General features: G+C 36.7%; 10 protein-coding genes. 5 read left to right on the forward strand and 5 right to left on the reverse strand.

All coding sequences use genetic code 11. The features are described from left to right. Nucleotides 1-3: 3 nt before the first annotated feature. The 5 genes from AN34_RS03960 to AN34_RS03980 all read left to right on the forward strand — a co-directional run bounded on the left by AN34_RS03960 (nucleotide 4) and on the right by AN34_RS03980 (nucleotide 7,028). A complete protein-coding gene (locus AN34_RS03960; RefSeq protein ID WP_029282562.1) occupies nucleotides 4-1,437 on the forward strand; it encodes a SusD/RagB family nutrient-binding outer membrane lipoprotein in 1,434 nt (477 codons plus the stop codon). 669 nt (nucleotides 1,438-2,106) lie between these two features. Then, on the forward strand, nucleotides 2,107-2,769 hold the full coding sequence (locus tag AN34_RS03965) for a GDSL-type esterase/lipase family protein (RefSeq protein ID WP_029282564.1): 663 nt from the start codon (nucleotides 2,107-2,109) through the stop codon (nucleotides 2,767-2,769). A gap of 113 nt (nucleotides 2,770-2,882) precedes the next feature. Further along, nucleotides 2,883-5,210 (forward strand): TonB-dependent receptor, encoded by a 2,328-nt coding sequence (locus AN34_RS03970; protein ID WP_029282567.1) that lies wholly within the window; start codon nucleotides 2,883-2,885, stop codon nucleotides 5,208-5,210. A gap of 3 nt (nucleotides 5,211-5,213) precedes the next feature. Further along, nucleotides 5,214-6,014 (forward strand): DUF4249 domain-containing protein, encoded by an 801-nt coding sequence (locus AN34_RS03975; RefSeq protein ID WP_029282568.1) that lies wholly within the window; start codon nucleotides 5,214-5,216, stop codon nucleotides 6,012-6,014. 54 nt (nucleotides 6,015-6,068) lie between these two features. Further along, nucleotides 6,069-7,028 (forward strand): D-glycerate dehydrogenase, encoded by a 960-nt coding sequence (locus AN34_RS03980; RefSeq protein WP_029282575.1) that lies wholly within the window; start codon nucleotides 6,069-6,071, stop codon nucleotides 7,026-7,028. A 208-nt stretch (nucleotides 7,029-7,236) separates the two neighbouring features. Here the strand turns inward: AN34_RS03980 and AN34_RS03985 are convergent, their stop codons facing one another. The 5 genes from AN34_RS03985 to AN34_RS04005 form a co-directional block, all read right to left on the reverse strand. After that, nucleotides 7,237-9,963: a hypothetical protein gene (locus AN34_RS03985; RefSeq protein WP_029282582.1), complete on the reverse strand. Its 2,727-nt coding sequence runs from the start codon at nucleotides 9,961-9,963 to the stop codon at nucleotides 7,237-7,239. 179 nt (nucleotides 9,964-10,142) lie between these two features. Continuing rightward, on the reverse strand, nucleotides 10,143-10,775 hold the full coding sequence (locus AN34_RS03990; RefSeq protein ID WP_029282584.1) for an NAD(P)H-dependent oxidoreductase: 633 nt from the start codon (nucleotides 10,773-10,775) through the stop codon (nucleotides 10,143-10,145). A gap of 93 nt (nucleotides 10,776-10,868) precedes the next feature. Further along, nucleotides 10,869-11,990 (reverse strand): endonuclease/exonuclease/phosphatase family protein, encoded by a 1,122-nt coding sequence (locus AN34_RS03995; RefSeq protein ID WP_029282586.1) that lies wholly within the window; start codon nucleotides 11,988-11,990, stop codon nucleotides 10,869-10,871. After that, nucleotides 11,990-12,844, reverse strand: coding sequence for a rhomboid family intramembrane serine protease (locus AN34_RS04000; RefSeq protein ID WP_029282588.1), 855 nt, complete (start codon nucleotides 12,842-12,844; stop codon nucleotides 11,990-11,992). Before AN34_RS04000 ends, AN34_RS03995 begins: the two co-directional genes overlap by 1 nt. After that, nucleotides 12,837-13,577, reverse strand: coding sequence for a rhomboid family intramembrane serine protease (locus AN34_RS04005; protein WP_029282589.1), 741 nt, complete (start codon nucleotides 13,575-13,577; stop codon nucleotides 12,837-12,839). The genes AN34_RS04000 and AN34_RS04005 overlap by 8 nt, the downstream gene beginning before the upstream one ends. Nucleotides 13,578-13,684 lie beyond the last annotated feature (107 nt).

Below are 13,684 nucleotides of genomic sequence, written 5' to 3' on the forward strand. Positions count from 1 at the left end.
ATCATGAAAAAAAATATTATATATAGCCTGATTTCACTTTCTATTTTCGCAACATCCTGCAAAAAAGAATTGGATGAGGTCAACATTAACCCGAATGTAACCGAAAATGCACAGCCAGATTATTTATTAACTGCTGCCATCAAAAATACAGCAGATGCCTATTGGGGTACTACCAATAACATGAACTCCAGCCTGCTCTTTGTTCAGCAATGGGCAAAAGTACAGTATACGGAAGAAGATAGGTTTATTTATACCAATAGTAGCTTTACCACATTATGGTCTACTTTATATTCAACCAGTATTAACGGATTAAACAAGATTATAGAGATTGGAAATACAACCAGTAATCCAAATTATACGGGTGTGGCTTTAACTTTAAGATCCTGGTCGTTTTTGTTGCTTACTGATGCTTATGGTGATATTCCATATAGTCAGGCTGGAAAAATAAAAGAATTTATCACGCCAGCTTATGATAAACAAAAGGATGTTTATGACGGCTTACTCAAAGATTTGAAAACGGCAAAAAACACTTTAGATCCTTCCGGGAAAGCTATTGCCGGAGATGTGATTTACAATGGCAATATTACCAGATGGAAGAAATTGGCAAACTCGTTAAGGTTACGGATTGCGCTTCGAATAGCAGATCAGGAACCAGCTAAGGCGAAGCAAGTGTTAGACGATATTAAAAACGATGGTGATGCTTATATTAGTGAGAACGCTGATATTGCCCAGTTAATTTATCAGAGTTCACCACAACAAAACCCGGTGAGTGCACTGTTTGATACCAGGGATGATTACCGCATTAGCAAAACCATTGTAGATAAATTATTTAGTCTGAACGATCCACGTTTACCGGTTTATGCCAGTAAAACACAAACAGCTACGCCTGAAGAATATGTGGGTTTGCCTAATGGTTTAACCAATTCTGAAGCCAGCGGTATTGGTTTTGCTAAAACCTCCAAACCAGGAGCCTATTTCCTTACACCTCAATCACCGGCAGTAATTTTTAGTTATGCAGAATTATTGTTTGATCGGGCAGAAGCGGCAGCGAGAGGTTTCACTACCGAGAATGCAGCTGATTTATACCAGCAAGGGATTGTCGCTTCTTTAAAACAGTTTGGAGTGACTGATGCTTCAGTAGCCAGTTATGTGACACAGGCAGCTATTCAATACGACGCGACGAATTATAAAAAATCAATCGGCGAACAAAAGTGGATTGCACTCTTCGGACAAGGCCTGGAAGCCTGGGCAGAAAGACGCAGATTGGATTATCCTCAACTTACGGCATCAGTTAATACAGTTTTAAACGGACAAATTCCAGTACGCTTTATCTATCCCGGAACAGAACAATCATTAAACGGGCAGAGTTACAGGAATGCGGTAGCCAGTCAGGGAGCAGATTTGTTAACTACCAGGTTATGGTTTGATGTGAAATAATATTAATGTAGAATTTTGAACCCGCTTAGCATTCGCTAAGCGGGTTTTTTGTGCATTGTTCTCATTTATGCTCACGCTCGTTTTTAACGAAAGTATAATGGTTGTATCTGTACCATAATATTATATCAATCAATCTTAAACTATAGAAAAGGTTGCTGACGATACAATCGTAGAACTATAATGCGCTAGTTAGAAACGAGCGCAGGCGTTAATTATTCAAAATTTGCTTTTTACTCACGCTCGTTTCCAACGAGCGTGTAAATAGAAAGCCATATGTATGGCATAAAGCAATGTTTCTGTTGGTACTGTATGCCTCATCAGCCAATCTCAAATTACAGAAAAAGTTAATGACGATACAATCGTAGAACTATAATGCGCTCGTTAGAAACGAGCGCAGGCGCTAAACATTTTGCTCACGCTCGTTTCTAATGAGCGTGTAAATAGAAGGCCATATTTATGATATATAAACAATTTTTGTATCGGTGCCGTAATATCTCATTAGTAAATATCAAACTATACAAAGAGCTGTTGACGAGATACAATCGTAGAAATATAATGCACTCGTTAGAAACGAGCGCAGGCATAACTGAGGTTACTAAATCTGTTACATCAAATTTCTAAAAATCATATAGACGATTGCTATCTTGCACAATTCGAAATTTTGATACTATGAAAAAAATAATCTTCACACTTCTTCTTTCTCCACTTTTATTTATAGCAACTTTTGCCCAAAATAAACCTGCTTTCTGGGATGATGTACAAACGATTAAAAAATATGATCAAATGTACAAACCTCCGGTTCAACCTATATTGTTTGTAGGCAGCTCATCCATTCGTAAATGGGATAATCTCACCAAGGTTTTTGCTAAATATAATGTGCTTAATCGTGGTATTGGTGGTGCGGTAACCAACGACATTACTTTTTATCTGAACGATATTGTTTTCCCGTATCATCCACGTCAAATTGTTCTTTATGTGGGGGAAAATGATTTGCCGAACGAAAAAACCACACCAGATTCTGTATTAAACAGAACCATTAAATTGTATCAATCGATAAGGTCTACTTTACCTAATACACCAATATTGTATATTTCAATTAAGCCGAGCCCGAGTAGGGCAGCATTCAAAGAGAAGGCTATTGCATCCAATGCATTAATTAAGGCTTTTCTTGCTAAAGAAGCCAATACCAAATTTATTGATGTGTATAGCTTAATGTTAACAAAAACAGGCGATCTACGTCCAGAACTTTTTGTGGAAGATATGTTGCATATGAACGCTGTGGGATATGCTATCTGGAAAAAGGCAATTGAATCACATTTATTGCGAAAATAATTTATAATGAAGCAGGTGATGTGATTGAAAACCCTATTTTAACAAATTCATCACATAGACATCATTACGTATTTTGTACATTTGAAACTTTATCTCTAAAGATTCCCGTATATATGTCGATAAAATTCTACCTGCCCATTCTCCTTTTATTATTATGTAGTTTCTCCGTTTCCGCACAAAACAAATTCACCTTAAGCGGCACCATCCGCGATGCAAGTTCTGGTGAAACCTTAATTGGTGCTACGGTTAAAATATCCGGACCTGCTAATGCAGGCACGCTAACTAACAATTATGGTTATTTTGCACTAACACAAACTGAAGGAACATACACCGTAACCATCAGCTATACGGGTTTTGTGCCGATTACAAAAAGTATTAACCTGAATAAAGATACCAAACTGAATGAGGAGTTAAAAAGTACAAACGATCTTGCTGAAGTAACGGTAAACGCCAATAACCGCAAAAATGAAAACGTAAAAAGTGCGCAGATGGGGCTGGAGCGGATCGATATGAAATCCTTAAATTCTATTCCGGTTTTATTGGGAGAGAAAGATGTTTTAAAAACCATTCAATTATTGCCTGGAGTAAAATCAGGCGGAGAGGGAAATACAGGTTTCTATGTACGTGGCGGTGCTGCCGATCAAAACCTGATTATTCTGGATGAAGCAGTGGTTTACAATTCATCACACCTTTTAGGTTTCTTTTCTACTTTTAATGCCGATGCCATTAAAGATGTAAGTTTATATAAAGGCGGAATGCCAGCACAATATGGCGGTCGTTTATCATCTGTGTTGGATGTTAAAATGGATGATGGAAATAATAAAGAATTTAAGTTTCAGGGTGGAATTGGTTTAATTGCCTCCCGACTGAAAGCCGAAGGACCTATTGTAAAAGATAAAGGCTCATTCATGGTTAGTTTCAGAAGAACTTACATTGATCTTTTTTTAAGGGCTTCTCCTGATTCTTCCATCAATGGCAGTACCCTGAATTTTTATGATATTAATGCCAAGGCGAATTACAAAATCAATGATAAAAATACCATTTACATTTCTGGTTATTTCGGTAAGGATAATATTGGCGTTAAAGATTTATTTGAAAACAACTGGGGAAATGTAACCACTACTGTTCGTTTGAATCATATTTTTAACGATCGTTTATTTTCCAATACTTCCCTCATCTACAACAATTATAACTACACCGTAAGGTTGCTGAATGATGTGACCAATTTTAAGGCGACATCATTGGTACGTGATTTTAATTTTAAGGAAGATTTTCAATATTTCAGTAATCAGCATACACTTAGATTTGGTTTAAATGCCACGCACCATCGCATCTCGCCAATTGATATTACAACAACCAGCGAAGAATCACAGGTAAATCCGCTTGCACAAGAAAAACGTTATGGATTGGAAAGTGCGGCCTATGTATCAGATGAATGGGCAGTAAATGATAAGCTTAACTTTTTATATGGTGTACGCGTCGCTGCTTTTTCATTATTAGGTCCGGGTAATTTTAGTGAGTATGATGCGGATGGGAACATCGACCAGACAGATCAGGTAAGTAGTGGGAAGTTCTATAAAAATTACCTTAATCTGGAACCTCGTTTTTCTGTGAGTTATTTATTCAATGAACGAAACTCAATAAAGGCATCATATAACCGTAACACACAAAACATCCATATTTTAACCAATGCCACATCCAGCTCACCAACTGATCAATATGTGTTAAGCAGTAATAACATTAAGCCTGAAATTGCAGATCAGGTAGCCTTAGGTTATTTTAAAAACCTGGATGAAAATAATTATGAACTGTCTGGAGAAGTGTATTATAAATGGATGCAAAATCAGATCGATTATAAAAATGCGGCGCAACTGCTGGCTAATTCAAATGTAGAATCAGAATTACTTTATGGTACAGGTAGGGCATATGGTTTGGAATTGTTCTTTAAAAAGAAATTTGGAAAGCTAAATGGCTGGGTTGGTTATACCTTATCAAGAACGGAACGTAAATTTGCACAATTGAATAACGGGAACTATTTTCCGGCCAGACAAGACCGCACGCATGATGTATCAGTTGTTGGTATTTATAATCTTAATCAACGGTGGACATTCTCCTCCAGCTTTATCTATAGCACCGGTAATGCCGTTACTTTTCCGGCAGGTAAGTATATAGTGGGCGGACAAACAGTATACTATTATACGGAAAGAAATGCTGGAAGAATGCCTTACAATATGCGGTTGGATTTGAGTGCCACGCTGGAAGGCAAACGCAAGGGAAGATTTCAATCTAGCTGGAATTTTGGCGTTTATAATGCCCTGAACAGAAAAAACCCATATTCGATCGAATTTATCAATGATCCGAATGAGCCAGGTAGAACAGCTGCCGAGCAAACTTCTCTTTTTGGAATTATTCCTTCTGTAACCTGGAATTTTAAATTTTAATCCATGAAAAAACATTTAATATACTTGTTGATGGCCACTATTGGTCTTACATCTTGTAAAAAAATCATCCAGATTGATACCAATAATGCCGAACCTCAGTTGGTTATTGAAGGGAAAATATCAGACAGGTTAGTCGAACAGCAGATTTTGATCAGTAAAACAGTTGGTTATGATGAGAAAGGGGTTTATCCCAAAGTATCAGGCGCTACAGTAAAGGTGAGCGATAACAGTGGTAAAATTTATGTTTTTGCAGAAAAATCGCCTGGTATTTATGTGAACAGAATGCGGGGTGTTTCTGGTATTACCTATAAAATGGAGGTAACCGTTGAAGGTAAAAATTACCAGGCCAGTTCTAAAATGCCTAACCATGTAAAGTTGGATTCCATCGGTGTAATTACGAATAACTTTTTTGGAAATGAGCGTAAAACAGCTGCTGCCTTTTTGGTCGATCCTGCAAATGAAAATAATTTTTATCGTTTTAACCTCTATGTAAATGGCCTTTTTTCTGATCGGATTTATGTGAACAACGATCGCTTAACCAATGGCAATAACCTGCGAATTCAATTGTATTATGAAGCAAATGATGATGACGATGAGGGGTTAAAAAGTGGTGATAATATCAGTGTAGAAATGGAGGGTATAGATTCCAATATTTTTAATTACTGGTATGCATTGAGTGAGCAATCTGGTGGAGGTCCGAATCAGGGTACCACACCTTCCAATCCTACATCTAATATTTCTAACGGTGCTTTAGGCTATTTTAGTGCTCATACTTTTCAAAGGCTAAGTACCACGGTAAAATAAATATACTGATTTTGGAATATTAAAACTCCTTTAAAATTTCATTGTTTTGCATGTATGAAAGTATTTATAAGCGGTAACATTGCACAGGTTGGTATTAAACAACTGGAAGAAAAACACATAGAAATTACGCAATGGAAGGAGGATAGACAAATTACTGCTGAGGAATTAATCGAAGCTTGTAAAGGTCAGGATGCATTAGTGAGTGTTGGTCCGAATAAAATCGATGCTAAGTTTTTGAATGCTGTTAAACATTTAAAGGTTATTGCGCTTCATTCCGTAGGATTTGATCAGGTGGATGTAGATGAGGCAAAAAAGTTAAATATTCTCGTTGGAAATACGCCTGGTGTTTTAAGTGGTGCTACAGCTTCTGCTGCTTTTTTATTGATGCTGGCCGTATCCAGAAAGGCATTTTACCTGCACAAGAAAATTATAAATGGTAACTGGCAAAATTACGAGCCTACGCCAGAATTGGGTATAGAGTTAAATGGTAAAACCCTTGGTGTTTTTGGTTTGGGGAAGATCGGACTGGAGATGGCTAAAAAATGTGCAGGTGCTTTTCAGATGCCTGTTATTTACCACAATCGGTCTCGCAACGAAGATGCAGAAAAAGAGATCAATGCAAAATATGTTTCTTTTGAAGAACTGCTAGAACAGAGTGATGTCATCAGTGTTCATACTGCGCTAACGGATGAAACCAAGGATAAATTTTCAATGGATGTTTTCAAAAAAATGAAACCGACTTCAATATTTATCAATACCGCGAGGGGTGGCATTCATAATGAAAAAGACTTAATTCAGGCATTGGAAGAAAAAATAATCTGGGGTGCAGGTTTAGATGTAACCAATCCAGAACCGATGGATAAAAATAACCCACTTTTAAATATGGATAATGCTGCCGTTTTGCCTCATATTGGCTCTGCAACGGAAGAAACCCGTGATGCCATGGCTAATCTTATTGCTGAGAATATCATCGCTGGATTAAATGGTGAGAAATTGCCATATCCTGTTGGGTAATAGTTATTAAGCAATTGCTCCTTCGGAGGAGTGCCCGCAGGCGGGGTGGTTTTCCCGCAGATTAAAGATGATTTAAGGTACGGATACAAATGTATTTAAGTTCTACAAATTAGGTGTCTTATGTCTTTGCGGGAAACTCTTTTGTAACTGATAAAAAAAAGGCTCGAACGCGTAAGCATTCGAGCCTGCTATTATATAACTATTGATTTTATTTAACCGTATATCTTAACACCGATCTTCCTAAGTTTCCATTGGCATCAATTCCTTCAATAATCACTTTATACTGACCTTTTCCATCTGCATTATAAAATTCAAATGATGAATTTCCGGTTGCATCCGTAATAATTTTAGGGTTCCAGTAAATGGTTGTTCTTAAATCGGTTTTGTTCATATTGGCCGGAACATCATATTTTGGTGAATAGAACTGTTTCTCTTTGTTGTAGCCTTGAGGAGAAAAGGTTACTTCGTAGTTTTTCGGAAGCAGATCCAGCAATTGTGCCTTAGAGATTTTGGTTCCCTTTGGTGCTTTCTTCTGGTTAAATACAATTACACCATTCACGTTATTAGCACGATTCACTAAGCCCAATTCATCTCTTAAAAATACTTCAATAGATTCGATTTCATTCGGATTTAAGGTGTTAATCTGGTTAACATCAACACTCATTCCGTTTATAAAAATCCCCATCGGAATTTTTTTACCCGCATTAAAGTCTCTGGTTACATAAAAATTATTATCCTGATAAGTTACACCGGCAAGCATACCCTGCAAACAATTAATTAATAAAGCACAACCCTGTAAACGGTCGCCTGTTATTTCATGATCAGCCATTTGGCTAAGTCCGGTTAGGGCAGGATAATCTTTATGACTCACTTTCGGTGTAACAGCACCTTTAATGGTTACATCCTTTAAAGTGTGTAAATAAGAATACTGTTTTTTGCTATTATCTAAATAAGTGGTGAGGGCACTATCAATATTTAAAACCTCTTCTGCGGCACTGAAATTCCGCGTTAAAGTTGGTACAGGAGATCCATTCAGGCTGATGGCCATGGCTTTATAATTAGGGTTATATTTGGCCGTGATGGTTACTTTAGAAGAATCATTTAGCACTAAATTCTTGAATCTGAAATTTCCAACCGGATCTGTTACGCCCTCCAGGTTAAAACGTTTATCAGGAATGGTAAGCAACAACTGGCCCTTCCTTACCGGGATACCATTATTCATTCTTAATATTCCAGAAACTTCTATGCCTTGTTCTGGCATAAAGCTGATTTTTGGTAAGTTACCAGCCAATACATCCGTATATTTAAAACTGCGGTAACCTTGTGTAAGCAAAAGCACATCCAGGTCAGCATTTTTTTTAGCATCGGGTGTATTAAAATAATAGTTAGGCTTTTCTATATAACCCTTAATATCACTACTTAGTAATAGTCCGGTTAAAATGGTACTGGTAGCATCATCATTTGCAGGTACTTTTGTTTCGTCTACCACCGCTACAGAAAAATTCCCTTCAATAGGTGCGCCATCTTTTTTCGCAGAAACATTAACCTTCACTTTTTTCTTTACACCGTAAGCCGGGGCTGCGGTGGTTAAAGTTACAGCCATATTGTTTTTATGCTGAACAAAAGCCAGGCGTTCACTCAACGGCTTGCCCTCATCTGTAAATAAGGTAAACTGTGCAATACCGGCAGGGAATTTAGATTTTAAAATGCTGGTACTATATTCTTTGTTTGATAAGGCAGTTTGGGCACCGTAACAAATTACACCTTTGCTTTGCGCTACCAGATATAGCTTTTTGCCTTTATTTTCTTCGAAAAAGCCATCATTAGAAACAATTTTAACTTGGATATTTTCTGTATCAGTATTATCAACGGTTACTTTAATGCCTTTCTCATTAACTGCCGGAAGATTATAAGTCTCGGTTGTACCATCAGCATAAGTTACATTGGCTTTATAGGTTTTCCCTTTTTCAGCTAAAAAGTCAAAGCTACCCATGCCAAGATGCTGGGCATTAAAAGTAGTGATTTGCTTGCCCTCGCTATCAGTAACAGTTCCTTTAGCGTTAATGCCTAATCCATCACTTTTAATGGCCTTGAAAGCGACCTTATTCACCAATCCGGCGATGAGATTTCCACCTTCCGGAAAGAATTGAAAATCTTTGCTTAAGATGGCATTAGCCAGGGTAAAACTATTGTTTACAACATCTTTATCTGTGGTATTTATGCTGGTAATTAATTCACCCTTTTTTAATTGATATTCGGCCTTTTGATTGGCGCTCATGGCAATAGTTAAATAACCATTGGCATCAGTTGTACCCCTGCCTTTAGCAATAACCGTATAACTGGTAACCACTTGCCAGCTTACATTTCTGTTGGCATAAGGCTTGTTATTGGCATCTTTAAACTGTACGCGGGCATCAATTTTTTCTTGTTTATCAGTTGATGTATTTTTATAGGTAACATGGGTTTTAACTTCCTTATCAATAGCCTCACCTACGTAGAACGTTTTATTAAAATAAGCCGGGTTATCAAAGTTAAGCATCCACATGGTATAAGCTCTGATATGATAATTCCCTTGTTTGTAATTCACCTGATCCAACGGGAAATTGCCGTTTGCCACACCGGCGGTAATAGGCAGCTTTATCGTTTGGATGAGTGAGTCTTTCTGGTTAATCACGTCAACATAAACAATCTTACTAATCCCCGATAGCAAATTTTGATTCTCGGTTACATAAGCTTTAAACCAAACGGTATCTGCAATGGCATAATAGGGTTTATCAAAATGCAGATAAATTTTCTCTGCCGGATAATCATTAAGGGCTTTGTTAGTTTTTGCAATAAGGGTATTAATGCTTACAGTATCAGTTTGCGCCGATAATGAAAAATTTATGGTAAAGAGAACGGAGAGGATTAAAAAGGATAGTCTAAAAATTTTCATGAATTGGAAATTAAATACTTAGGTTGTAAATATATCCAATTAAAAATAGTGCACCTAAATTGTATGCATCTTTAACACTTTTTTACATTATGTATTCAGAAAATTTACTAAAATTTTGGCATAAAAAAAACAAGCCGGCCAAAGCCAGCTTGTTCGTAATACTGTGGGATATGAATTTCTTATTTGTATTCTATCACAAACTCGTTTAAAGGAGTACGAACTTTTTTAAGATTCACCAGCCAGTCGCCATTTTCATCCCTGTTACCCAACGGTAATAAAGTTACGCTTTTTAAATGTTTTTGGTCTAAGCCCAATAATTCGTCGAGTTGTTGAGCATTAAAGCCTTCCATTGGGGTATGATCTACTTTTAATAAAGCGGCTTGTGCAATGGCTACTCCAAAAGCCAGGTAAGCTTGTTTTGCTGCATGATGAAAATTTTCTTCTGCTGATCTGGATAATAAAGTGCCTTTTAACTGGTTTTTATACGCATCGGTTGTATCTAAAGGCAACCCGCGTTCCGTATTCATTCTATCAAATACTTCGTCAATTCCTTCTTCGGTATAATTATCCTGAGCAGCAAAAACCAATAGGTGTGAAGCATCTACCACTTGCGATTGGTTGTAAGCTATAGGCAAAATTTGTTCTTTTAACTCCTGGTTAGTGATAACAATAACTTTAAATGGCTGTAAGCCGGAAGATGTTGGAGCCAACTGCGCAGCTTTTATAATTTGATCTACCTGATCTTGTTCTACAGGCTGACCATTCATTTTTTTAACGGCATAACGCCAATTTAGTGCATCGATTAAGCTCATGGTATGATTAAATTTTAAACTAAATATCTACTTAAACTATTTTTAATTTATTGATGTATGATAAGAAAATAAATGCTCATGAGAAAAGCCCGACTATTTTTTCGAAGATTTTTGAACAAATCTTAAATCGCTCCTTACTGGAAAATGATCTGATAATTTTGCCTTTTCAATTTCATAATTCAGCACCTCAAGGTTTTTTGATGTCGCAATATAATCGATCTGAAAATTTGGAAATTTGCCATTATACGTGGTTCCAAAGCCTAAGCCTTTTTTAATGAAGGCATTATTTAAATTCTGCGTAATCTGGGTCACTACGTATGATGCAGGTGTATCGTTAAAATCGCCGGCAATTAGATAAGGTGTTTTACAATTATCCATTTCCTTTTTCATCACATCTACCTGACTGCTTCTTTTAAGAAAGGCACTTTTTAACATTCTTAAAATACGCTTTGATGGCTGAATTTGCGTATTCATTTCCTTTACTTTATCAAGATATTCATAATCCTGCTTTTCGAAAGAGATAGATTGAAAATGCACATTATATACCCTCAAGGTTTGGCCTTTAACATCTAAATCCGTGTAGATGCTCATATTTCCGGGGAAGCCCTCTACAAAAGGAATTTTACCAGAGGCTTTAATCGGAAATTTTGAGAAAATGGCTAAACCAATGGCTTCATATTCATTTTTATTGGTTGGTACAAAGAAGAAATGTTTTGTTTTTAGAATTTTTTTGAGACTGTCGATGGTATTAAAATCACCCTTGTAACGCGTGTAAAACTCCTGAAAACAAATAATATCCGGACTTTGATCATTTACGACCTGCAGTATTTTTTCTTTTACTGATTCATCATTTTCGCCTCCATAAAGCTTAAAATTATGAACATTATAAGTCATCATTCTAATGCTATTATCTGCCTTTTCTATTTTGCCTTTATCACCACTAATGGAAAACGTTGCCCTTAGTGTTTTATAGCCATAAGCGATAACAACTAAACTGATTAGTGCAAAAACCCACTTTTTACTAATACACCACCAGGCGATAAAGATGATATGAAGGAATAAAAAATATGGATAGGCTAAACCAAAAAAGGCAATAATTGGGTGTTCACGCGGATCCATATTGCCTGCAACTGTTCCCAATATTAATCCGATAGCCAAAATTATTGCAATCGGAAATAATAGTTTATCCAGTAAATTATACTTTTTAGTCGACATTAATCTTTGCTTGCTTTGAATAATTTTTCTCTCTCTGTTGCGGTTAATTTATCGTAGCCCGATGAAGATATTTTATCTAAAATTGCATCAATTTCCTGCTGTGATACATCTTTAAAAGCAGGTTTTTTAACTGGAGGTTTGTCGTTTTTAACCACGCGTAATTTGGGTTTACGCTCAAATAATTTACTCCAGTCCCGGCCACTCTGTAAGCTTTTAATAAATGCGAAACCTAAAATTGCACCGCCGATGTGTGCTAAATTTCCGCCGGCATTTGCTGATGATAATCCAATAAATGAGATGAAGAAATAAACGATGGCAACCCATTTAATTTTTACTTCACCAATCAACATCATCATAATCGTGTAATTAGGAACAAGTGTAGCGGTGGCCACAATGATAGCCATTACTGCTGCTGATGAACCAATAACAGTTTGGCCGATAATTCCACCGGCGAAAGCAGGGAAAATATTTAATCCGGCAATATAAATGAGGGCACCTGTAATGCCACCAGCCAAATAAACAAAATGGAATTGCCTGCTTTTTAAGAAATTCATAAAGATATTTCCAAACCAGAACAACCCAAGCATATTAAATAAAAGGTGCAGGAAACCATCATGGAAAAACATATAGGTAACTACCGTATAAAAGCGGGTGGGAAGTGCAGAAATTGCAGCCGGAACACCAAAGTAATCCCTAATCCACTCACTGATCATTAAGTCGCTTTTTGCCAGAAATAAGAATACAGAAAGAACAGCTGTAACCAGAAATATAATGGTATTTAAACCAATATATAAAAACAGCGGGTTGCCAGACTGAAATATTTTAAACTTTAAATCTTTAAAAGTATTATTCATAGTAAGTGTAAAAATTGGTGTTTTTATCTTTCCATATCTTCACCAGGATGAAGCCGATTAATGCTCCGCCTAAATGCGCGTAATGAGCTACAGAATCACCTTCGAACTGGCCCACGCCTAGAAACAATTCTACTAAAATGTAAAAAGGGATAATGTATTTTGCTTTTACGGGCACGGGAATGAACATAATCATCAGTTCAGCATTTGGATAAAGCATACCAAAGGCAACTAAAAGTCCAAAAATAGCACCTGATGCACCTACCATTGGTGTAGTGTAAATATCAATTAATTTTGACAACTGCTGATTGTTTAAACCTTTTATATTGGCTTCAACCATACTGGTAGCAAAGTCAACTGAAACTGCCCCTGGATTAACCACAGCTCCGGTTAACTGATAAGTTTCAAACGCCTGTACGCCTAACTGTAGTGCCAATGCGCCAAGGCCTGTAATTAAATAAAAAATTAAGAATTTCTTAGCGCCCCAACGTGCTTCCAATAGCGTACCGAAGGAGTAAAGTGCAAACATATTAAAGAAAATGTGCGCCCAGCCACCATGCATAAACATATAAGTGATGGGTTGCCATGGCCTGGCTAAGGGTGAATCAAAGTAAAATGCACCCAAACTAAAGCCCAATCTGATTCCTTTGGTTTCGAAATATAAAGTGGCCAGAAAGAATAATATATTGATAATCAGCAGGTTTTTAACTACTGGAGGGATATGTATGTTGTTCATTTATCTATAATAATGTTTTGCTTTTTACTTTGTTTTAATTTCTGAGTATAAAGACATTTTAGCAGACATAAGATTAAAAGTATTAAGCTTTGCCTTTTAGCTTTTAC

The organism is Pedobacter sp. R20-19 (assembly GCF_000708265.2).
Lineage (GTDB): Bacteria > Bacteroidota > Bacteroidia > Sphingobacteriales > Sphingobacteriaceae > Pedobacter.